Below are 23079 nucleotides of genomic sequence, written 5' to 3' on the forward strand. Positions count from 1 at the left end.
AGTGGGAATGAGGAATGCACCATGAACGTAAAAATAAAAAAATGCATGGCTGTATTGGGTGTACTCGCAGTGGTCGGAATGTACGCGGTGGGTGCTTATCGTATTGAGATGGCTCGCCAGGCGCCCAAGGTTGCGGCCTGCAGCTTTGGTCATTGCGTGCCGACCTCTGCAACGCTCAGCGCATTGCGATGACAGCCGCGCTTAAACAAAGTCAGCTATCGATTAGCAGGCTATCGGACTAGACTGGTCAAATTTCCCTCCCGGCTTTCAGGTTTACCTTGACCAGTCTTGCGCACACTACTGTAAAGATCCGCAGCATCTTATCCGCACTGATGATGGCCGTATTTCTCAGTGCTCTGGACCAGACGATCGTGGCCGTCTCGATGCCGGCGATCTCCGCTCAATTCAAGGATATCGGCCTGCTGGCCTGGGTGATCGCTGCCTATATGGTAGCGCTGACCGTTGCCGTGCCCATCTACGGCAAGCTGGGAGACTTGTATGGACGCCGCAGGCTGATGCTGTTCGGCCTTGGGCTGTTTACCCTAGCATCGTTGTTTTGCGGGTTTGCCCAAAGCATGGAACAACTGGTACTGGCACGGGTGCTTCAAGGAATAGGCACGGGTGCTTCAAGGAATAGGCGCTGGCGGCATGGTGTCGGTCAGCCAGGCCATTGTCGCCGACATCGTCCCGCCTCGCGAACGAGGACGTTATCAAGGTTATTTCAGCAGCATGTACGCTGTCGCCAGCGTGGCCGGGCCGGTGCTGGGCGGGCTGATGACCGAATACCTGTCCTGGCGCTGGGTGTTCCTGATCAATCTTCCTTTGGGCCTGCTGGCACTGGTCGTGGCTTATCGCTCCCTGAATGGCCTGCCCGTACCGCAACGCAAACCGGTCATCGATTATCTGGGGACGGTGCTGATGATCATCGGCCTGACCAGCCTGTTGCTGGGCATCACCGAAATCGGTCAGGGTCACGGCCTGGGCAATCCGCGGATTCTGATCATGCTCGGTATCGCCCTGTTCACGCTGTCACTGTTCGTCTGGTACGAACGCAAGGCTCAGGAACCGCTGCTGCCCATGCACCTGTTTGCCAATCGCAGCGCCGTGTTGTGCTGGAGCGCCGTGTTCTTTACCAGCTTCCAGGCCATCTCACTGATCGTGCTGATGCCGATGCGTTACCAGACCGTCACCGGCGGCGGTGCCGACAGTGCAGCCCTGCATCTTCTGCCCTTGGCGATGGGGATTCCCATCGGCGCCTATTGCGCAGGTCGAAGGACCGCCGTGACCGGTCAGTACAAGCCTCTGATCCTGGCCGGCGCAGTGCTCATGCCCATCGCCATTCTGGGAATGGCGTTCACTCCCGCGCACTCAATCCTGCTCACAAGCCTGTTCATGGTCCTGACCGGCATTGCCAGTGGCATGCAGTTCCCCACCTCGTTGGTGGGTAGCCAAAGCGCAGTGGCAATCAAGGATATTGGCGTGGCGACCAGCACCTCCAATCTGTTCCGCTCACTGGGCGGCGCAGTGGGTGTGGCGATGATGTCGGCACTGCTGCTGGCCATGCTGCAAGACACAGGGATCGGCCAGCTCGAACCCGGCTCGCTGGGTGGCGAAGGCGGTACTGGCAATGCCTTGATCGACAGCCTCAATACCACCAGCGGTCCGGCCCTCGAAGCCTTGCGTGCAGAACTGGCGGTGACCTTCCGTCACTTGCTGATGATCAGCGCGGCGGTTTCGCTGCTGGGTCTGGCGACAGCACTGATCATGCCCAACCAGATGCTGCGCGGCGCAGAACGGAAATAAAGCTCAGTCGTCCTGCTGCGCCCAGAACCACTGGGTTCGGCTGGCCTTGATATGGGCGAATGCAGGCATGATTTCACCCTGAGTGAAAAAGCGTCGGGAACGCACCTTGGCATTGCTGAACCAGTAGCCGGATCTGGGACAGGCATCGCCTGCATTGACAGGCGGGACAGGCTTCTCGTCGAAACGGGCGTACCACTGCGCCGTGGTTTCCTTGGTAAACCCCACGCCCGGAACCAGATAAGGGTGAAGGCAGCCGGTGTCCTGCAGGCGGATCGGTTTGATGACCTTGTTGACCTCCCGATAGACATCGGGAGCCACTCCACGGCTGCCCAACTGCGGCACAGCGCCTGCACGAATCATCAAGCCGTTGCTGTAGGTATGGAACACGATATCGCTGCAGCCACTCAATCGGCCACGCACCGTATCGCTACCGCTCAGCCGCTTGACGAATGACTCGCCCAATACGGTGTACCAACCGACGCCCTTGATGTGCTCGAGCAGACGCAGGCTTTCTATATGCGGGCCAGGATCGACCATCAATCCGGGATACTCCTGGGCAAACTGATACTCCAGCGGCAGGTAATGATGGCCGTCCCCTGGCAGCACACAGGCCAGACTGCCAAACCCGTGATCGGCCTGGACCTCACTGCACAGGTATCTGATCCAGTCCTCATAACGCTTCAAGCCATCGGGCTCGGCCAGGTATGACCAGGGCAGAACCATTTTCAGACAGGAACGGTCATTGTCGGCCTGCCCTTGCGAGGTGTTCATCACAAACAGGCTGTAGGTGGCGACTTCGGCCTGGGTAGCGCTGGCGATGGACCATACGAACTGCACATCCGGCGGGCTTTGCAGAACCTGACGCCTGCAAGAAGCAAACCCCGAGGCCGTAAGACGCCGCATCCGGTTGTAGAGCTGCCATTTGAGCATCGGCTTGAAGGCGTTGTAGAAACGCGAGAAACAGGCCTCGACGCGACGCTTGGCTTCCTGGGTATGACCCTGCTTGAAATACAGCGTAGTGACCAGGCCAAGACGGACAACCGGGACGCCTTCGGAACAATCCACTGCCAGATGTTCAGATTGAGCGCCAAGCCGGGCCAATAACCTCACAGGGTCAGATACGGTTTCTGACATGACCGGTCCTCCCGATGATCCTTCGGATCAGGGTGGCGTCCATGCCGTACACGCAAGGCTCTGCCGTGACCCGAGCGGCTGCTCTCCTGCCACAGCCAGAACGGGCTATTTCGATAGTGGTGAAGTTGCTGCCGACTTCAGAGCATATGGGCGCAAGATTCAATAAAAACATGCAACCTCCCTCCCGTTTGTTTGTTAAGGGACGAAGATTGAAGGGAGTTTGAGAGCGGAGCAATACACGGAAATCAGTTTGGGAAATCAGCTACATGCTTCGAGAAATGTCCTACTCGACTCCTACAAGACGATTGTCATCCCGAGGCATCTATATAGCGCTGGCGAGACTGTGCCGATACCGCAAAGGTAAACGATAAGTAAACACACTACCCAAAACGTGGAGAACTCGCGTTAGATACTGGCCTGTACGTGCAAGTCAGGACTATATTGACCTGCCGCACAGCCGGGCTCGCACTCAGGCCCGCAAGGCAGGGCTGTACTGCAACATATCCATGCAGCTGTCGACGAGTTGCTCGGCACTCCCGGACAGCGAAAAGCTCTCGGGCACCAGCAGCCATTGATACATGACGCCATTGATATAGGAAAACAGGCTGACCGCAGCGCGTGTAACGTCCAGTGAAGCAGGCAATTGCCCACGGCGAACGGCATTGCTCAACGCGAGGCGGATGCGTTCATGACACAAGAGGGTGTTGGCTTGACGCTGACGCCGAAAATCACACATTTCATCCGTGAACTCGCACTTATGGAAAAGGATTTCGTTGATGCGCCGGGTTTTCGGATCGACTGCAATGTCATGAAACAAACGAATCAACAGTTTTCTCATGCAGCCCAGAGGATCGACTTCGTTTTCATCCTCGCTGGCCTGGGCCATGTCCTCAAGCGGTTCTTTCAGGCTGTCGAGCATCGCCTGCACCAGTTCAGCCTTGTTGGTGAAGTGCCAATAGATAGCTCCGCGCGTCACGCCAGCAAGCGTCGCGATATCGGCGAGCGTCGTACGGGCAACGCCCCGCTCGTAGAAGGCTTGTTCGGCAGCCTGCATAATCTGGCTGCGAGTAACCTGGGCTTCCTCTTTGGTGCGGCGGACCATGGCAATAAACCTCAAAAAATTCTTCAGGGTCGTTTATCAAGACCTGAAAACGGGCCCGGGCGGCATTTGTATGACCTTGTCCCGAGCTTGCAATCACCGGCGTCTGACAGGTAAGAAGATGTTTACAAACAACCGTGAATGTAAGTATATTCCTTAGCATGCTACTTATCTAGCCGAAATATTTTTTTACATTTCCAACTCCCTTGCGTAAACAGGCTCCTGCCCCGAGGATCTTCATGCAATTCAAGCCAGCTGTTACCGTTCTGGTCACTGCCGTCGCCCTGGCAACACTGCTCAGTGGCTGTAGTAAGAAGGAAGAGGCGGCGCCGCCGGCTCAGATCCCTCAGGTCGGTGTCGTCACCCTCAAAGCCCAGCCTTATGCACTGACCACAGAGCTTCCTGGCCGGACCACCGCCTTCCGTGTGGCCGAAGTGCGCCCACAGGTCAACGGCATCATCCTCAAGCGCCTGTTCACTGAAGGTGGCGATGTCAAAGCCGGCCAGCAGCTGTATCAGATCGACCCTGCGCTCTATGAAGCGACCGCGACCAGCGCCCAGGCAACCTTGCAGTCGGCCAGATCCCTGGCGGATCGCTACAAGCAACTGGTCAACGAACAAGCGGTGAGCCGTCAGGAATACGACACGGCCGTGGCTTCCAGCCAGGAAGCCCAGGCTGCCTTGCAGACCGCCCAGATCAACCTGCGCTACACCAAGGTGCTGGCGCCGATCTCCGGCCGCATCGGTCGCTCCGCAGTGACCGAAGGCGCGCTGGTCAGCAGTGCCCAGACCGAAGCCATGGCTACCATCCAGCAACTCGACCCGATCTACGTCGACGTGGTGCAGTCCTCGGCCAACATGCTCAAACTGCGTAACGACCTCGAGAGCGGCAAACTACAGAAGGCAGGCGACAACGCCGCCAAGGTCAAGCTGACTCTGGAAGACTCCAGCGCTTACCCACTGGAAGGCAAACTGGAGTTCTCGGAAGTCTCGGTTGATCAGGGTACAGGCTCCGTGACCCTGCGCGCTGTCTTCCCGAACCCCGAGCATCGTCTGCTGCCAGGCATGTTCGTTCACGCCCAGTTGCAAGCAGGTATCAGTGCCCAGGCCATCCTCGCTCCACAACAGGGTGTGACCCGCGACCAGAAAGGCACTCCGACTGCCCTGATCGTGAACAAGGACAACAAGGTCGAGCTGCGTACCCTGGTTGCCAACCGCACCGTAGGTAGCGAGTGGCTGATCGAAGAAGGCCTGAACGCCGGTGATCGTGTCATCACCGAAGGCCTGCAGTACGTAAAACCGGGCGCGGAAGTGAAAGTCGCAGAAGCAACCAACGTCAAAGGAGCTAACCCGGCGCCTGCCCCGGCCACTGAAAAAGCCGCAGGCAGCAAAGGGGAGTAACCCATGTCGAAATTTTTTATCGATCGCCCGATTTTCGCCTGGGTAATCGCCCTGGTGATCATGCTGATCGGCTCCCTGTCGATCCTCAGCCTGCCGATCAACCAGTACCCAAGCATCGCACCGCCAGCCATCGCGATTCAGGTGACCTACCCGGGCGCTTCTGCACAGACCGTGCAGGACACTGTGGTGCAGGTCATCGAGCAGCAGCTCAACGGTATCGACAACCTGCGCTATGTCAGTTCGGAAAGTAACTCCGACGGCAGCATGACCATCACTGCGACCTTCAATCAGGGTACCAACCCGGATACGGCGCAGGTTCAGGTGCAGAACAAGCTGAACCTGGCCACACCGTTGCTGCCTCAGGAAGTACAGCAACAAGGCATCCGTGTAACCAAGGCAGTGAGAAACTTCCTGATGGTTATCGGCCTGGTGTCCGAAGATGGCAGCATGGGCAAGGAAGACCTGGCCAACTACATCGTGTCGAACATGCAGGACCCGATTTCCCGGACATCCGGCGTGGGTGACTTCCAGGTCTTCGGTGCCCAGTACTCCATGCGTATCTGGCTTGACCCGGCCAAGCTGAACAACTTCCAGTTGACCCCGGTCGATGTCAGCAACGCTATCACTGCCCAGAACGTCCAGGTGTCTTCCGGTCAACTGGGTGGCCTGCCCGCCATCAGCGGCCAGCAACTTAACGCAACCATCATCGGCAAGACCCGTCTGCAGACCGCAGAGCAGTTCGGCAATATTTTGCTGAAGGTCAACGCCGATGGTTCTCAAGTGCGCGTCAAGGATGTCGCCACCGTGGGCCTGGGTGCAGAAAACTACAGCGTCGACTCCCAGTTCGACGGCAAACCCGCTTCCGGCCTGGCGATCAAGCTGGCACCCGGCGCCAACGCCCTGGACACTGCCAAGGCCATCCGCAAAACCGTTTCATCGCTTGAGCCGTTCTTTCCGCCAGGCATGAAAGTCGTCTACCCGTATGACACCACCCCAGTGGTCAGCGAGTCGATTTCCGGGGTTGTTCATACTCTGGGCGAAGCGATTGTCCTGGTGTTCCTGGTGATGTACCTGTTCCTGCAGAACTTCCGTGCCACGGTCATCACCACACTGACCGTGCCCGTAGTCTTGCTGGGTACCTTCGGCATCCTCGCGGCCTTCGGTTTCACCATCAACACCCTGACCATGTTCGGTATGATCCTGGCCATCGGCTTGTTGGTGGACGACGCCATTGTCGTGGTGGAAAACGTCGAACGGGTCATGGCAGAAGAGAAACTGTCCCCCAGGCAGGCAACCATCAAGTCCATGGAGCAGATCCAGGGTGCATTGGTGGGTATCGCACTGGTTCTGTCGGCGGTTCTGTTGCCAATGGCGTTCTTCGGTGGTTCAACCGGGGTGATCTACAAACAGTTCTCGATCACCATCGTATCGGCGATGGCGCTTTCGGTGGTGGTGGCCCTGATCTTCACCCCTGCCCTTTGCGCCACGATGCTCAAGCCCATCGATCACGAGAAGCATGGCCAACCCAAGCGCGGGTTCTTCGGCTGGTTCAACCGCACCTTCGACCGCAGCGTAGAAAGCTACGAGCGCGGCGTGGGCAATATGCTCAAGCATAAATTCCCGGCGTACCTGGGCTATGTCCTGATCTGCGTTGGCATGATCTGGATGTTCACCCGTATTCCGGCTGCGTTCCTGCCAGAAGAAGATCAGGGCGTACTCTTCGCCCAGATCCAGACGCCGGCCGGTTCGTCGTCGGAGCGTACACAGCAAGTCATCGACAATATGCGCGATTACCTGCTGACCAAGGAAAGCGGCGCCGTCAAATCGGTGTTCTCGGTCAACGGCTTCAACTTCGCCGGTCGCGGCCAGAGCTCTGCGATTGCGTTCGTGATGCTCAAGCCATGGGATGAACGTTCGGCTGAAAACAGCGTTTTCGAGCTGGCCAAGCGTGCCCAGGCACACTTCTTCAGCTTCCGCGATGCCATGGTGTTCGCCGTAGTCCCTCCATCGGTTCTGGAACTGGGTAACGCCACCGGTTTCGACGTTTACCTGCAAGACCAGGGTGGTGTGGGCCATGAAAAACTCATGGAAGCACGTAACCAGTTCCTGGGCATGGCGTCCCAGAGCAAGGTTCTGGCAGGCGTACGTCCCAACGGTCTGAACGATGAGCCGCAGTACCAGTTGATCATTGATGACGAACGGGCCAGCGCCCTTGGGATAACGCTGTCGGACATCAACAACACTCTGTCGATTGCCCTGGGTGGTCGCTACGTCAACGACTTCATCGACCGTGGTCGTGTGAAGAAGGTGTACCTGCAAGGCGACTCTGGCGCCCGGATGACCCCGGAAGACCTGAACAAATGGTACGTGCGCAACAGCGCGGGCGAGATGGTGCCGTTCTCGGCATTCGCCAGCGGCAAGTGGGTCTACGGCTCGCCTAAACTGTCACGCTACAACGGCGTGGCAGCGGAGGAAATTCTCGGTACACCGGCTCCGGGCTACAGTACCGGCGAGGCCATGGCCGAAGTAGAAGCACTGGCCAAGAAACTGCCACCTGGCATCGGCATCTCCTGGACAGGTCTGTCCTATGAGGAGCGTCTGTCCGGGTCGCAGGCACCTGCGCTGTATGCACTTTCCCTGCTGGTGGTCTTCCTCTGTCTGGCAGCGCTGTATGAAAGCTGGTCGATTCCGATCGCGGTCATGCTGGTAGTTCCACTAGGCGTCATCGGTGCGTTGATCGCAACCAGCATGCGCGGCCTGTCGAACGACGTGTTCTTCCAGGTAGGGTTGCTGGTGACAGTCGGTCTGGCTGCGAAAAACGCCATCCTCATCGTGGAGTTCGCCAAGGAACTCCACGAGCAGGGGAAAACCCTGACTGACGCTGCAATTGAGGCTTGCCGGATGCGCCTGCGTCCGATCATCATGACCTCCATGGCCTTCATCCTGGGTGTTGTCCCACTGACAATCTCCACGGGCGCAGGCTCGGGCAGCCAACACTCGATTGGTACAGGCGTCATTGGCGGTATGATCACCGCCGTCGTACTGGCCATCTTTTGGGTGCCACTGTTTTTCGTATCGATATCGGCGCTCTTCAAGAGCAAGCAGAAACCTATCTCTCACGATGAGGCTGGCCAATGAGCAAGTCCCTGATTTCTCTGGCAGTTACCGCGTTCATTCTCAGCGGCTGCTCCCTGATTCCCGAGTACAAGCAGCCGGAATCACCGGTTGCAGCACAGTACCCGCAAGGTCCTGCCTACCTGCCGGCCGAAAACGCCGAAAGAGCGGCCGCCGAGCAAGGCTGGCGTCAGTTCTTCCGTGACCCGGCACTGCAACAGCTGATCCAGACGGCACTGGTCAACAACCGTGACCTGCGGGTCGCGGCCCTGAACATCGACGCTTACCGCGCGCAATACCGCATCCAGCGTTCCGACCTGTTCCCGGCCGTCTCGGCCAATGCCACGGGCTCACGCCAGCGCGTGCCAGCCGACATGTCCACCAGTGGCGAGGCCGGCATCACCAGCTCCTACTCGGCAAACCTGGGTATCAGCTCCTATGAGCTGGACCTGTTCGGTCGTGTGCGCAGCCTCAGCGATCAGGCCTTGCAGACCTACTTCGCCAGTGAAGAAGCACGCCGCAGCACCCAGATCAGTCTGGTGGCCAACGTCGCCAACGCTTACCTGACCTGGCAGGCCGACAAGGAACTGCTCAAGCTGACGCAGGAAACCCTCAAGACCTACGAGGAAAGCTATCGCCTGACTTCGCGCAGCAATGAAGTGGGTGTCGCTTCGGCTCTGGACCTGAGCCAGTCGCGTACCTCGGTTGAAAGTGCCCGTGCCAGACTGGCCCAGTACCAACGACTGGTCGCGCAGGATCAGAACAACCTGACCATGCTGCTGGGCTCTGCCCTGCCTGACAACCTTCCAGAAGCGCAGCCGCTGTCTGCCGACCTGCTGACCGAAATGCCGGTTGGTCTGCCGTCCGACCTGCTGCAACGCCGCCCGGATATCCTGCAGGCCGAACATAACCTGATGGCAGCCAATGCCAACATCGGAGCAGCACGTGCAGCGTTCTTCCCGAGCATCACGCTGACGGCCAATGCCGGTACGGCCAGCCCCGACCTGTCGGGACTGTTCAAGGGCGGTTCGGGGACCTGGCTGTTCCAGCCAAGCATCAACCTGCCGATCTTCAACGCCGGTAACCTGCGTGCCAGCCTGGATTACTCCAAGATCCAGAAGGAAATCAACGTCGCCAACTATGAGAAGGCGATTCAGACCGCATTCCAGGAAGTCTCCGATGGCCTGGCCTCGCGCAAGACCTATAACGAGCAGCTCCAGGCGCAGCGTGATTTCGTCACGGCCAACCAGGACTACTACCGTCTTGCCGAGCGTCGCTATCGCATCGGTATCGACAGCAACCTGACGTTCCTCGACGCACAGCGCTCGCTGTTCAGCGCGCAACAGACGCTGATCACTGATCGCCTGTCCCAGCTCACCAGCGAGGTCAACCTGTACAAGGCCCTCGGTGGCGGCTGGTACGAGCAGACCAGCAGTGCGCAACCGATTGCCAAAGAGAAACCGTCAGTCCAGCTGTTCTGATCGGCCTTCACAAAAAAACCACCGTAACAGGTGGTTTTTTTATGCCCGGAAAACGCGATCAGTGATCGTGATGCAGATACGCAGGCTGCTTCGGCAAGCGCAGGCTGAACAGGAAAGCCACCACCATCATGGCGGTCACGTACCAATAGAAGGTGTTTTCCATGCCGTTGCTCTTCAGGCTCAGGGCAACGTACTCAGCCGAACCGCCAAACACAGCGTTGGCGACCGCATAAGCCAGACCGACACCCAGCGCCCGCACCTGTGGCGGGAACATCTCGGCTTTTACCAAGCCACTGATGGAGGTGTAGAAACTGACAACCGCCAGCGCCAGGGTAATCAGCACAAAAGCAAAGAACGGACTGGTGTTGCTCTTGAGGGTCATCAGGATCGGCACGGTGCACAAGGCGCCCAGCGCGCCGAACCACAGCATCGAGTTACGCCGCCCGATCTTGTCAGCCAGCATGCCGAAGAACGGCTGCATGCACATGTACAGAAACAACGCACCGGTCATGATGTAACTGGCGGTCTTGGGCTCCATGCCGCCCGTGTTGACCAGATACTTCTGCATGTAAGTGGTGAAGGTGTAGAAAATCAGCGAGCCACCGGCGGTGTATCCCAGTACCGTAATGAATGCCGCCTTGTGATGCTTGAACAACGCCGCAATGCTGCCGGCGTCCTTGTCCTGGCGACTTTCGGCCGTGGTGGTTTCATCGAGGGTGCGGCGCAGCAGCAAGGCAATCACTGCGGCACAGGCACCGATCACGAACGGGATACGCCAGCCGTAATCGCGCAGCTCTTCAGTGGTGAGAAATTGCTGCAGAATCACCACCGTCAGCACCGCCAGTAACTGCCCGCCAATCAGGGTCACGTACTGGAAGGATGCATAGAAACCACGCTTGCCACGCAAAGCGACTTCGCTCATGTAAGTGGCCGTGGTGCCGTACTCACCGCCCACCGACAACCCTTGCAGCAGACGCGCCATCAGCAACAGAGCCGGAGCCCAGGCGCCAATCGACGCATAGGTCGGCAAGCAGGCAATGATCAGCGAACCGGCACACATCATGGTCACCGAAATCAGCATGGAGTTCTTGCGGCCATGCTTGTCGGCCACACGTCCGAACAGCCAACCGCCAATCGGACGCATCAAGAACCCGGCCGCGAACACCCCGGCGGTATTGAGCAACTGGACTGTCGGATCATCGGAAGGAAAAAACGCCGGAGCGAAATAAATGGCGCAGAAGGCGTAGATATAGAAGTCGAACCACTCGACGAGATTGCCGGAAGAGGCGCCCACGATGGCGAAGATGCGCTTGCTGCGCTCTTCGCCGGTGTAAGGGGTGTGAGTTGTATTTGTCGTTGTCATTGTTCCCATCCTGGTCAGGCGATCTAGAAACAATCTGTAACACTCAAGCCCGACAAGTACAACCGCTCCGGCATTGCAAACCACACACTTCTGTTGAGTGCACCGGCTTCTCGCGAATGAATTCGCTCCTACGCGGGTTGTACTTCGATTGCCAATGCCAATCCCTGCCCGACGCCCACGCACATGGTCGCCAGACCTTTGCGGCCGCCAGTCTTTTCCAGGTGGTGCAAGGCCGTCAACACCAGCCGTGCGCCGCTCATGCCCAGTGGGTGCCCCAAGGCAATCGCGCCGCCATTCGGGTTGACCTGAGGCGCATCGTCGGCGAGCCCCAGCTCACGCAATACAGCAAGCCCCTGGCTGGCGAAGGCTTCGTTGAGTTCGATGACATCGAAATCGGACACCGCCAACCCCAGCCGCTCGACCAGTTTGCGCACTGCCGGGACCGGGCCAATGCCCATCACTCGCGGTGCAACACCGGCGCTGGCCATTCCCAGAATCCGTGCCCGAGGGGTCAGGCCATGCTTCTTGACCGCTTCTGCCGAAGCCAGGATCAAAGCTGCCGCGCCGTCATTGACCCCCGACGCATTGCCAGCAGTAACAGTCTTTTCAGGGCCATTGACCGGCTTGAGCCTGCCCAGGGTTTCCAGGCTGGTATCGGCACGTGGGTGCTCATCCTTGTCGACAACGGTTTCACCCTTCTTGTGAGCGACCCGCACCGGCACGATCTCTTCCTCGAAAAAGCCCGCAGCCTGGGCAGCAGCAGTGCGCTGCTGGCTGCGCAGGGCGAAAGCGTCCTGATCGGCTCGAGAAATCCTGAAGTCATCCGCCACGTTGTCGGCGGTTTCAGGCATGGAGTCGACGCCGTACGCCGCCTTCATGGCCGGGTTGACGAATCGCCAGCCGATGGTGGTGTCTTCCAGCTTCATGCTGCGCGAGAAAGCGGCATCGGCCTTGCCCATGACAAACGGCGCACGGGACATCGACTCGACACCACCGGCAATCGCCAGCTCCATTTCGCCCGCAGCAATGGCCCGGAAAGCAGTGCCGATAGCGTCCATGCCCGAAGCACACAGGCGATTGAGGGTTACGCCGGGAATGCTCGGCGGCAGGCCGGCCAGCAGAGCAGCCATGCGAGCAACGTTGCGGTTGTCCTCTCCGGCCTGGTTGGCGCAGCCGAGGAATACTTCGTCCACTTCGTCCCAGTTGACCGACGGATTGCGCTCCATCAGGGCCTTGATCGGCACCGCCGCCAGGTCGTCGGCTCGTACCGAAGACAGGCCGCCGCCAAAACGCCCGATGGGGGTACGGATTGCATCGCAGATAAAGACGTCACGCATCATGCTTCTCCTGCAACCTGGCCATGAGCCGCCGCAGTCCGTGCTTCCAGCTCACGCAGGGCGTTGAGTTCCACATCAGTGGGCTCTTCGGAATAAACGACCTGCTCGGCAAAGCGGATTTCCCAGCCGGTGGCCGCGATGACCTGCTCGCGAGTAACACCCGGATGCAGCGTAGTCACCACGAATTCGTTGGTGCCGGCTTCCGGCTCCATGATGCACAAGTCCGTGATGATCCCCACAGGCCCGGCGCCGGGCAGGCCGAGACGCTTGCGCGAGTCGCCGCCTTCGCCATGCCCGACCGAAGTCACGAAGTCGAGTTTGTTGACGAACGAACGGGCCGACTGCTTGAGGATGATCAGCACCGACTTGGCAGAACCGGCAATTTCCGGTGCGCCACCGGCACCCGGCAAACGGACTTTCGGGTTGTGGTAATCGCCCACCACCGTGGTGTTGATATTGCCGAAACGGTCGACCTGGGCTGCGCCCAGAAAGCCTACATCCACACGTCCGCCTTGCAGCCAGTAGCGGAATATTTCGCTGGTCGCTACCACGGTGTCGGCAGTTTCAGCCAGCTCACCGTCACCAATGGACAGCGGCAGTACCGTGGGTTTGGCACCAATCGGACCCGATTCGTAGATCAGAACCACATCCGGCGAAGAGGTCAGGCGCGCCAGGTTCGCCGCCTTGGAAGGCAGGCCGATGCCGACGAAGCAGACCGCACCATTGCGCAAGCGACGAGCGGCGGCGATGGTCATCATTTCACTGGTGGTGTAAGTCATTATTTTGCCTCCGCAGCGCTGGCCAACTTGCTCTGGAACTCACTGAAATCCGCTGTTCCATGAATGTATTCAGCAATCCACGCGCTGAAGGTTTCGCGGTCCCGGGCAATCGGGTCCCAGGCCTGGTAGAAAGGATTGTCCCGCTCGTAGTAGCCATGGGCGTAGGACGGATGCGCGCCGCCGGGCACCAGACAGACCGCGCTCAAGGCCCAGGTCGGCAAGACGCAGGCGTTCATCGGTGCCTTGAGATCGTCGACGACTTCCTCAACCGTCACGATGCAGCGTTTGGCAGCCAGTGCCGCTTCTTTTTGTGCCCCGAGAATCCCCCACAGCAGCACATTGCCCTTGCGGTCGGCTTTCTGGGCATGAATAACCGTGACATCCGGGCGCACCGAGGGCACGGCAGCCAGCACTTCACCGGTAAACGGGCAGGTTACGGTCTTGATCAGCGGGTTGACCTTGGGCAGGTCGGAGCCGGCATACGCGCGCAGCACCGCGAACGGCAAACCCGAGGCACCGGCTACATAGGCGTTGGCCAGGTCGGCATGGCTGTGCTCTTCGATTTCAATGGAATGGGGCCACTGCTTTTCGACGGCGTCCCGCAAGCGATGCAGAGAGCCCACACCCGGATTGCCGCCCCACGAAAAAACCAGCCGTTTCGCACAACCGGCACCGATCAATTGGTCGTAGATCAGATCCGGCGTCATGCGCACCAGCGTCAGGTCCTTTTTGCCCTGACGAATGATTTCATGGCCTGCTGCCGTGGGGATCAAATGCGTGAAGCCTTCAAGTGCGACGGTATCGCCATCGTTGACCAGTTGCTTCACTGCATCGCGTAGAGAAAGAATTTCAGCCATGAGGTGCTCCCGAACCCAACATCACGTTCAATGACCGGCGCGAAGAGCGCCGCAATGAAAATGAGGTTATGCCTGAGCACGAGCGCAAACAATCCGATAATCGACTAAGCGTTCGATAATCGAACGCATTAAAAAGTGGCTGTTCCGCTCATCAGGTAAACAACTGTGTGCTCAGATCCCGACTCGCATCGAGCATGATCGGCAGGAATCGCTGCTCCAGTTCACTGCGGGCCACGCGCCCGGCACTGGTACTGACATTCAGCGCGGCCAATACCTGACCCGATGCGTCATAGACAGGCACGGCAATCGAGCGCAGCCCCTGCTCCAGTTCCTGGTCGACGATGCACCAGCCTTGCTGACGAACCAGTTGCAAGCATTCCAGCAGCGCTTCGGTGGTACGGATGGTGCGGCTGGTCTTGGGCTGCAAATCCACATGATCCAGATATTCACGCAGCGACACATCGTCCAGCGCCGCCAGCAGGATACGCCCCATGGATGTGCAATAGGCCGGCAGCCGACCACCGACCGAAAGGTCGACGGAGATAAGCCGCTGAGTAGTCGCCGAGCGGGCGATATAAAGAATGTCGTCGCCTTCGAGGGTCGCCATGTTGCAGGCCTCGTGCAACATATCGCTCATGCGGTCCAGATAAGGCTGCGAAGAAACCGCCAGCGGCGTCGAAGACAGATAAGCGTGCCCCAGGGTAAGAACCTTGGGTAATAACGAATAGGTTCGACCGTCCGTCGTCGCGTAACCCAGTTTGATCAGGGTATGCAGGCAACGACGAACGGCCGCCCGGGGAATTTCCGTGCGGTGGCTGATCTGGGCAATGGTCAGATGTCGCTTGCGCTCCTGGAAGGCATGAATCACGGCCAGGCCACGCGCCAGCGAGGTCATGAAATCGGGGTCGCCTGTCAGCGCCTGGATACGCTTTGCAGGCGAAGCCACGATGGGCGGTGCCAGCGATGCAAAAGAATTACGCAGTTCATCATTCATTGCCAACACCTCTGTAACAGCTCTCAGGCCTTGTAAACCGCTGGCTTCAGCCCTTTTTCAGGACGTTTTGAGAAACCCGGCCTGTGCGATTATCGAACCAATGGCCGATAATCGCAATTGACCCATCGCAAATATACTTATACCTTTACCTCTGCCATGAAGTGGCTTCTTGGAAAATCCTGGTCAGGTACCCACTAAGAAGTCCATGGCAGCGGCCTTGCCCACGAAGCAAGGCCGTTTTCATTAGGGCAATCACAACTGCGACATTCTGACGCACCCTCCGATGATTGCCGATTAATCGCCCTGCCGAATTTCATTTGAATTTTGTCGTCAGTATTCTGTCTATGGATGCCGGACTTTCGATGATGAAAGTTCTGTCATATTCATTACTCACCAAAACTTCGGAAGAGTCTCACAAAAAAAACATTATTCATGAAATCTCCCGGCAACCGGACAACGCCTATAGTTGACGAGACTGTACTTCTTGGAGATAGTATCGATCACTTGATTGGCGATACCTTGCCCTCCTGCGCAACATGCAGTTAGTTTTTCGGCGCAAGGACCAGTCAATGTCAGCCCTAGTGCTTAACCCAAAAAACGAATGTCGCTACGACAGCTGTTTTTTCTGGTGCCCGTAGCCGCGAGCAGCAACGTGTCAAAGGCCTTGTGAAAAAAGCCGGAAGCCCTGCGTGGCCAGACAGCCACGAATGTATTTCGCCGGTCAGCTCACACGAGCGAACACTTTTGCGTGCTCAGCGTTATCACCAGACTCAATTGACTTAGATCAGGTAACTCAGTGACTAAAGATGAACTGCGCGCGGAACTTGAGCGCCAGGAGCAACGTTACAAGGATGTCTACGGCGGGGAAGTCACCACCTACGCCGCGCAGCCCGAACCGGAACGCAAGCCCTGGCGTAAAAGAGCCAGTCTGCTGGATCAGGCTTTCAAAGAAGAGCTGCAGAAAATGGAAAAAGGCCTGAAAGAAGAAACATGACAAACCCCAGGGTCTGAACGGCTTCAACCGTTCGTGCAGGCCTTGAGAATGCTGGCAGCAAAGGCGTCACCGTCCCATTTGAGCGATCAACCGGGCACTCCCGTCATGCCTTTTTTTTGACTTTAAGCGATACCAATCAGCGGCTGGCAAGTCGATCCGTATTTTTTCTGTCATAATCGCGCCCCCTTCAGACCGGGTCAGAAAACCTACATGATCGATTTATTCAGCGGGCTAGATGCTTGGGTGTTAGTGAGCCTGTTGCTCGCCCTGGCATTCGTCCTAACGTTCGAGTTCATCAACGGCTTTCATGACACCGCCAACGCGGTGGCGACAGTCATTTACACCAAGGCAATGCCGCCTCATCTGGCCGTGTTCTTCTCGGGTGTCTTCAACTTCCTCGGCGTCCTGCTGGGCGGTGTCGGCGTGGCCTATGCCATCGTCCACCTGCTTCCGGTGGAAATGCTGATCAACGTCAATACCGGACACGGGCTGGCGATGGTGTTCTCGCTGCTGGCCGCGGCGATCGCCTGGAACCTGGGTACGTGGTACTTCGGTATTCCGGCATCGAGTTCCCACACGCTGATCGGCTCGATCCTGGGTGTGGGCCTGGCCAACGCTCTGATCAACGACATCCCGTTGAGCGATGGCGTCAACTGGCAGAAAGCAATGGATATCGGCGCATCGCTGGTGTTCTCGCCACTGGCCGGCTTCCTGATTGCAGGCCTGGTGCTCATCGCTCTGAAATGGTGGCGCCCACTGTCCAAGATGCACAAGACGCCTGAACAGCGCCGCAAGATCGACGACAAGAAGCACCCGCCCTTCTGGAACCGTCTGGTGCTGGTCATCTCGGCCATGGCCGTGAGCTTTGTACACGGCTCCAACGATGGCCAGAAAGGCATCGGCCTGATCATGCTGGTGCTGATCGGTATCGTGCCAAGCCAGTTCGTTCTGGACCTCAACAGCACGACCTACCAGATCGAACGTACCCGTGATGCAACCCTGCACCTGAGCCAGTTCTATCAGCGCAACAGCAGCACGCTGGGCGAATACCTGGCCATGGGCAAATCCTTCAAGGGTGATCTGCCGTCCAGCTCCGCCTGTAATCCGGAGCAGACCGAGCCGACGATCGACGCACTGCTCGACACCCTGAAGGGCGTTGCCGATTACCACTCGCTGTCTGCGGAACAACGCATCGAAGTGCGCCGTTACCTGCTGTGCCTGGATGACACTGCACGCAAGGTCGGCAAGCTGCCGCACCTGGGCGCCCGTGAAAAATCCGACCTGGAAAAACTGCGCAAGGACCTGACCGGTACGACCGAATACGCACCGTTCTGGGTAATCCTGGCCGTTGCACTGGCGCTGGGTATCGGCACCATGGTCGGCTGGAAACGTGTGGTACTGACCATTGGCGAGAAGATCGGCAAGCAGGGCATGACTTACGCTCAAGGCATGTCTGCGCAGATCACCACGGCCTGCGCCATCGGTATGGCCAACATCTTCAGCCTGCCTGTTTCGACCACCCACATTCTGTCGTCGGGTGTTGCCGGAACCATGGTCGCCAACCGCAGCGGCCTGCAAGGCGGCACCGTACGTACGATTCTGCTGGCCTGGGTCCTGACCCTTCCAGCCACTGTCGCACTGTCGGCTTGCCTGTTCTGGCTCGCGTCCAAGGCGCTGGCCTGATACACCTGACAAAGGCGGTGCGCCCGCACCGCCTTTGTCGCCTCACCTGCGCTTCTTGCCGCCCAGCAACGACCCCATCAAACCCCGCACCAGCTCACGACCCAACTGAGTCGCCGCCTGACGCATGGCATTTTTCACGGCTTGCCCTGCAACGCTGCCCAGGAATTCACTGGCCTTGTCACCAAAACTTTCCGACTCCTGCGCAGGCACATCGGCCTGATTCGCCTCGCTTGCCTTGCGGGTCACAAGTATTTCATAGGCTGATTCCCGGTCGATGGGCTTGTCATAGCGCCCCGCAAGCGGTGACTGGCTGATCAGGCCTGCGCGCTCGGCATCGCTCAGTGGCCCGATGCGTGACTGAGGAGGAGCAATCAGCACACGCTGAACCATGGCCGGCGTGCCCTTGTCCTCCAGGGTACCCACCAGCGCTTCGCCGATCCCCAGTTCAGTCAGCACACTCAACGCATTGAACGCGGGATTGGGCCTGAAACCATCGGCCACCGCCCGCAGCGACTTCTGCTCCTTGGCCGTGAACGCTCGCAGCCCGTGCTGAATGCGCAACCCCAACTGCGCCAGAATGTCGTCCGGCAAATCTCCGGGCGATTGAGTGACGAAATACACACCGACGCCCTTGGAGCGAATCAAGCGCACAACCTGCTCAAGCCGTTCCTGCAAAGCCTTGGGCGTATCAGCAAACAACAGGTGCGCCTCATCGAAGAACAGGGCCAGCAGCGGCTTGTCCGCATCCCCTCGCTCGGGCAATTGCTCAAAGAGTTCTGCCAGCAACCACAGCAGGAAAGTGGCGTAGACCTTGGGAGCTTCGTGCACCAGACGGCTGGCATCCAGCAGATGAATGCGCCCTCGCCCATCGCTGGCGGGCCGCAGAATATCTTCCAGTTGCAAGGCCGGTTCGCCAAACAAGGCTTCTGCGCCCTGCTGCTCAAGGACAGCGAGACGCCGCTGCAAGGCCTGGCCGGACCCCGTGGTCATCAACGCGCCATCTTCGCCCAGCAATTGCGGGTTATCGCGCAAATGGTTGAGCAGCGCCTTGAGGTCCTTGATATCCAGCAGCAGAAGACCTTCGCGGTCAGCCACCTTGAAGGCTGCATACAGTGCCGATTGCTGGCTGTCGCTCAATTCAAGCAGGTTACCCAGCAGCAACGGCCCCATTTCACTCAAGGTTGTGCGCAAGGGATGGCCGGACTTGCCGTCGATATCCCATAGCGTGACCGGATAAGCCTGAGGACGATGATTGAGCCAGGGCATGCCGGCAATCCGTTCAGCAATCTTGCCTTGGGGATTGCCCGCAGCGCCGAGACCACAGAGATCGCCCTTGATGTCGGCGGCGAAAACCGCAACGCCCGCATCGCTGAAGGCTTCAGCCAGACGCTGCAGCGTGACGGTCTTGCCTGTCCCGGTTGCACCGGCCACCAGACCATGGCGATTGGTCAGGCGTAACGCCTGAAAGACAGGTTGGCCACCAAGGTCGGCCCCCAATGCAATTTCCTGAGAATCGGGCATTTCATCACCTGCTCAATACGACATGCACGGCTGTGGGAAGCCGCTGATCGGCAGCCAGCAGCTCTTGTGGAATGCTTAGTATTGATCAGTTTGCGCCGAACGGCTGAATACTCAAGCGTCGCTGTCGGGCTCGGGAGATTGCTGCTGAAGCTGACGCCACAATCTGGCGGCTTCGGAGAAGTCGGCACCGTTTTCGGGTGTCAGCTCATCGGGGTCGTAACGGCTCAGACAGCCTTCGCCCAGGGTGGGAGGTGCGGTGGAGGTGGCTTTATCGAGGGGATCGGTCATTCGCAAGGCACCCGTACATTCAAAGAACATCTATCGCCTTCAATGACGTCTCGCGAATGAATTCGCTCCTTCAGAGGCGTAGGAACGAATTTATTCGCGAAGGGCGCAAATGATCAATCAAAAACCACGGTCTTGTTGTCGTGCACCAACACCCGGTCTTCCAGGTGAGCGCGCAGACCACGGGCCAGGACCATTTTTTCCACGTCACGACCGAAACGCACCATGTTTTCGATGCTGTCGCGATGACTGACGCGCACCACGTCCTGCTCGATGATAGGACCGGCGTCCAGCTCTTCAGTGACGTAGTGACAAGTGGCACCAATCAACTTCACGCCTCGCAGCGAAGCCTGATGGTAAGGCTTGGCACCGACGAACGATGGCAGGAAGCTGTGGTGAATGTTGATCACTTGGTGAGCATATTCGCTGCACAGTTGCGGCGGCAGGATCTGCATGTAACGCGCCAGCACAACGACGTCAGCCTTGTGATGCCCCACCAGACGCGAGACTTCGGCAAATGCCGGCTCCTTGTCCTTGGGGTCCACAGGCACATGGTAATAAGGGATGTCGTGCCACTCGACCATGCTGCGCAGGTCCTGGTGATTGGAGATCACGCAGGCGATGTCGCAGTCGAGCTCATCGCTGTGCCAGCGGTGCAGCAGGTCGGCCAGGCAATGGGATTCGCGGCTGGCCATCAGCACCACGCGCTTTTTTTGCGCGGAGTCGGTGATGCGCCAGTCCATCGAGAACTCTTCGGCAATAGGCGTAAATGCCTCGCGGAAACCATCGAGGTCAAAAGGCAATGTATCGGCACGGATCTCGTGGCGCATGAAGAACCAGCCACTGAGATTGTCCGAATGGTGGCTCGCTTCGGTAATCCAGCCATTATGGGATGCCAAAAAGTTACTGACTTTGGCAACGATGCCAACACGGTCCGGGCAAGCAATCACCAGACGAAAAGTGCGCATTTAGGGAAACTCCAGAACTTCGCAAAGGCGCTATTCTAGCGACTGCGCGGCAAAACTGCAGTATTCCCTTTGCCCTTGGCCAGAAGAAAAACGGTGTCCCGGGATTGCACCCTGCCATCATCCCGTTTTCAGCGTTCAAGCCTCAAACAAGCCCTCTATTTAGAGGGGGGTTTAATAGGGACATCTTTGGTGATCCCTGACCTCATCGCTAGTTCCATGAATCTGTAGAAGGGGTGCTGTATTCTAAATAATTCAATAAAACTTTTATTTAATGTTTACTTGCTCAATTCCTCTGACTATTATTGCGTGACTGTCTCCCTGAAACCCATCACAACATAAGGTCCCCCTCATGTCCCTGATCAACGAATACCGCGCCACAGAAGAAGCAATCAAAGAACTGCAAGCCCGTTTGAAAAATCTGTCGCAAGACGACAAACTGCAAACCGAGCTGGAATTTGAAGGTAAACTGCGCACGCTGATGGGCGAATACCAGAAATCGCTGCGTGACATCATTGCACTTCTGGATCCAGAATCGAAAGTTAAAGCGCCTCGTGGCGGTGCAGTGAAAACTACCGGCACCAAGCGTGCTCGTAAAGTCAAGCAATACAAAAACCCGCACAACGGCGAAGTCATCGAAACCAAAGGTGGCAACCATAAAACTCTGAAAGAGTGGAAAGCCAAGTGGGGCGGTGACGAGGTTGAAAGCTGGGCCACTCTGCTGGGCTAAGCTTCATGGGCTGCACAACTGCACCCTTTAAAAACGCCAGCTTGCTGGCGTTTTTTATTAGTCCGATTTCCTTCAGTCTTATCCCTTTACGCCCAATCGCTCACTTAAATGTTGTACATAATCCTGCCACTGGCTCAACACGTCTAGCTGCTCTGTGGTGGCATTAAGGGACAACTCCACCAGCGCCTTTGTAAAACCTTGTAATGTGTTGGGAGCCCCTGCCTCAGGGCTGCGCAGCCTTGTCTGACAAAAACTGCGCCAGCGGTGTTGCTCTTCGCTATTCAAGGTTTCCGGAAAGTTGCGGGCGCGATAACGAAACAGCAACTCGGGCATACGCCCATCGTCAAAAGGCCACGCCTCACGGGCCAGTTGTTCTGGCTCGGCACAGCGCACTTGCTCACAAAGACGACGGTCACGATCACCAATAAAGCCATCATACAATTGCTGCTCGGGATCTTCAGAGGCCGTGAAGTCATCCTTGCCATACACGGCAGGCAATTTGTTCTGCCAAAGTTCACGGCTCTCGTTCAGCTGTGCCACTCGTGCCTGACAGGCCGCCATATCCAGCTGCAAGCGCTGTTGATCTTCACTGCGCAAGACAGACAGCGGCGCAATCACCGGACAGCGGTTTATATGCAGCAACTTGAGCGGTACCGGCAATTCACCTTCCGCCAGCTCCTCACGACGTGTATATAAACGCCGTTTCAAAACTTCGGCATCTTGATCCAGCAATGGCGAATGATCCAGATGCAGGTCGCACACAATCAGTGCATTGCGATTATGAGGATGCCAGGCCAGGGGTAATATGACGCCCAGATAATTACGAGCCGCCGAGAATCGTCCTGAGATATGTACCAGCGGTTGCATCAGACGAATCTGTTCCTGAACCTTCTGTTTACTGCGCAGCGCGAAGAGATAATCATAAAGCCGCGGTTGTTTATCACGCACAAGACGCGCCAGGGCAATCGTTGCCCGTACATCCGACAATGCATCGTGGGCATGACCGTGGTCGATACCGTTGGCCGCAGTCAGACGCTCCAGCTTGAGCGTCACCCTTCCCTCTTCCTGCGGCCATACAATCCCGTCGGGGCGCAGCGCATAGGCCGCCCGCACCACATCGATCAGGTCCCAGCGGCTGTTACCGCCCTGCCATTCCCGGGCATAGGGGTCGAAAAAGTTTCGGTAGAGGCTGTAACGGGTCATTTCGTCATCGAAGCGCAACGTGTTATAGCCAGAACCGCAAGTCCCGGGCGCTGACAACTCAGCGTGTACCCGCGTCATGAAGTCTGCTTCGCAGAGCCCTTTCTCAGCCAGACGCCCGGGCGTGATCCCGGTAATCATGCACGCGGCAGGGTGTGGCAGGATGTCGTCGGCGGGCTGGCAGTACAGGTTTACCGGCGCGGCGATTTCATTGAGGTCGAAGTCGGTACGAATGCCGGCCATTTGCAATGGACGATCATTGCGTGGATTGATACCGGTGGTTTCATAGTCGTACCAGAAAATGCTGGAAGTCACGGGCTGATCCTGAACAAAAGACCAA

18 protein-coding genes and 1 pseudogene are annotated in these 23079 nt (G+C 57.9%); 8 read left to right on the top strand and 11 right to left on the bottom strand.

The window, feature by feature from the left end:
* Positions 1 to 21: 21 nt before the first annotated feature.
* A complete protein-coding gene (locus CKW23_RS26720) occupies positions 22 to 192 on the top strand; it encodes a hypothetical protein (protein ID WP_162883700.1) in 171 nt (56 codons plus the stop codon).
* An 86-nt stretch (positions 193 to 278) separates the two neighbouring features.
* A pseudogene (locus tag CKW23_RS20115) lies at positions 279 to 1803 on the top strand (MDR family MFS transporter).
* Positions 1804 to 1806: 3 nt separating this feature from the next.
* Here CKW23_RS20115 and CKW23_RS20120 read toward each other — a convergent pair.
* Both CKW23_RS20120 and CKW23_RS20125 read right to left on the bottom strand, forming a co-directional pair.
* Positions 1807 to 2937, bottom strand: a complete 1131-nt coding sequence (locus tag CKW23_RS20120; RefSeq protein WP_025261623.1) for a DUF3396 domain-containing protein — start codon at positions 2935 to 2937, stop codon at positions 1807 to 1809.
* 469 nt (positions 2938 to 3406) lie between these two features.
* Complete coding sequence (locus CKW23_RS20125) at positions 3407 to 4039, bottom strand: TetR family transcriptional regulator (RefSeq protein ID WP_025261624.1); 633 nt, start codon at positions 4037 to 4039, stop codon at positions 3407 to 3409.
* 236 nt (positions 4040 to 4275) lie between these two features.
* Between CKW23_RS20125 and CKW23_RS20130 the strand changes: the two genes are divergently transcribed.
* Genes CKW23_RS20130 through CKW23_RS20140 form a run of 3 tightly spaced genes read left to right on the top strand, consistent with a single transcriptional unit; the run spans position 4276 to position 10031 of the window.
* On the top strand, positions 4276 to 5436 hold the full coding sequence (locus CKW23_RS20130) for an efflux RND transporter periplasmic adaptor subunit (RefSeq protein ID WP_025261625.1): 1161 nt from the start codon (positions 4276 to 4278) through the stop codon (positions 5434 to 5436).
* A 3-nt stretch (positions 5437 to 5439) separates the two neighbouring features.
* Complete coding sequence (locus CKW23_RS20135; protein WP_025261626.1) at positions 5440 to 8574, top strand: efflux RND transporter permease subunit; 3135 nt, start codon at positions 5440 to 5442, stop codon at positions 8572 to 8574.
* Complete coding sequence (locus CKW23_RS20140) at positions 8571 to 10031, top strand: AdeC/AdeK/OprM family multidrug efflux complex outer membrane factor (protein ID WP_025261627.1); 1461 nt, start codon at positions 8571 to 8573, stop codon at positions 10029 to 10031. The genes CKW23_RS20135 and CKW23_RS20140 overlap by 4 nt, the downstream gene beginning before the upstream one ends.
* Positions 10032 to 10089: 58 nt before the next feature.
* Here the strand turns inward: CKW23_RS20140 and CKW23_RS20145 are convergent, their stop codons facing one another.
* The 5 genes from CKW23_RS20145 to pcaR all read right to left on the bottom strand — a co-directional run bounded on the left by CKW23_RS20145 (position 10090) and on the right by pcaR (position 15361).
* Positions 10090 to 11394, bottom strand: a complete 1305-nt coding sequence (locus CKW23_RS20145) for an MFS family transporter (RefSeq protein WP_025261628.1) — start codon at positions 11392 to 11394, stop codon at positions 10090 to 10092.
* Positions 11395 to 11522: 128 nt separating this feature from the next.
* On the bottom strand, positions 11523 to 12734 hold the full coding sequence (gene pcaF / locus CKW23_RS20150; protein ID WP_176767535.1) for a 3-oxoadipyl-CoA thiolase: 1212 nt from the start codon (positions 12732 to 12734) through the stop codon (positions 11523 to 11525).
* Positions 12731 to 13510, bottom strand: coding sequence for a CoA-transferase subunit beta (locus CKW23_RS20155; protein WP_025261630.1), 780 nt, complete (start codon positions 13508 to 13510; stop codon positions 12731 to 12733). The genes pcaF and CKW23_RS20155 overlap by 4 nt, the downstream gene beginning before the upstream one ends.
* Positions 13510 to 14367 carry a CoA transferase subunit A gene (locus CKW23_RS20160; protein WP_025261631.1) on the bottom strand — a complete coding sequence of 286 codons (858 nt, stop codon included), beginning with the start codon at positions 14365 to 14367 and terminating at the stop codon, positions 13510 to 13512. Before CKW23_RS20160 ends, CKW23_RS20155 begins: the two co-directional genes overlap by 1 nt.
* A gap of 151 nt (positions 14368 to 14518) precedes the next feature.
* Positions 14519 to 15361 carry a pca regulon transcriptional regulator PcaR gene (pcaR, locus tag CKW23_RS20165; protein ID WP_025261632.1) on the bottom strand — a complete coding sequence of 281 codons (843 nt, stop codon included), beginning with the start codon at positions 15359 to 15361 and terminating at the stop codon, positions 14519 to 14521.
* Positions 15362 to 16157: 796 nt separating this feature from the next.
* Between pcaR and CKW23_RS20170 the strand changes: the two genes are divergently transcribed.
* Together CKW23_RS20170 and CKW23_RS20175 are read left to right on the top strand one after the other, a co-directional pair.
* Positions 16158 to 16355: a hypothetical protein gene (locus CKW23_RS20170; protein ID WP_025261633.1), complete on the top strand. Its 198-nt coding sequence runs from the start codon at positions 16158 to 16160 to the stop codon at positions 16353 to 16355.
* Between the two features lie 210 nt (positions 16356 to 16565).
* A complete protein-coding gene (locus tag CKW23_RS20175) occupies positions 16566 to 18038 on the top strand; it encodes an inorganic phosphate transporter (RefSeq protein ID WP_025261634.1) in 1473 nt (490 codons plus the stop codon).
* A 42-nt stretch (positions 18039 to 18080) separates the two neighbouring features.
* Here the strand turns inward: CKW23_RS20175 and CKW23_RS20180 are convergent, their stop codons facing one another.
* The 3 genes from CKW23_RS20180 to purU form a co-directional block, all read right to left on the bottom strand.
* Positions 18081 to 19559 carry a helicase HerA-like domain-containing protein gene (locus tag CKW23_RS20180; RefSeq protein WP_025261635.1) on the bottom strand — a complete coding sequence of 493 codons (1479 nt, stop codon included), beginning with the start codon at positions 19557 to 19559 and terminating at the stop codon, positions 18081 to 18083.
* Positions 19560 to 19670: 111 nt separating this feature from the next.
* Complete coding sequence (locus CKW23_RS26510; protein WP_117148172.1) at positions 19671 to 19847, bottom strand: hypothetical protein; 177 nt, start codon at positions 19845 to 19847, stop codon at positions 19671 to 19673.
* A gap of 113 nt (positions 19848 to 19960) precedes the next feature.
* Positions 19961 to 20812, bottom strand: a complete 852-nt coding sequence (gene purU / locus CKW23_RS20190) for a formyltetrahydrofolate deformylase (protein WP_025261636.1) — start codon at positions 20810 to 20812, stop codon at positions 19961 to 19963.
* Between the two features lie 349 nt (positions 20813 to 21161).
* On the opposite strand from purU, the gene mvaT reads away from it, so the two are divergent.
* Complete coding sequence (gene mvaT, locus CKW23_RS20195) at positions 21162 to 21539, top strand: histone-like nucleoid-structuring protein MvaT (protein ID WP_025261637.1); 378 nt, start codon at positions 21162 to 21164, stop codon at positions 21537 to 21539.
* Between the two features lie 78 nt (positions 21540 to 21617).
* Here the strand turns inward: mvaT and sbcB are convergent, their stop codons facing one another.
* Positions 21618 to 23054 carry an exodeoxyribonuclease I gene (gene sbcB / locus CKW23_RS20200; RefSeq protein WP_025261638.1) on the bottom strand — a complete coding sequence of 479 codons (1437 nt, stop codon included), beginning with the start codon at positions 23052 to 23054 and terminating at the stop codon, positions 21618 to 21620.
* Between the last annotated feature and the right edge of the window lie 25 nt (positions 23055 to 23079).

This window comes from Pseudomonas sp. Irchel 3A18 (assembly GCF_900187465.1).
GTDB classification, from domain to species: Bacteria; Pseudomonadota; Gammaproteobacteria; order Pseudomonadales; family Pseudomonadaceae; genus Aquipseudomonas; species Aquipseudomonas cichorii.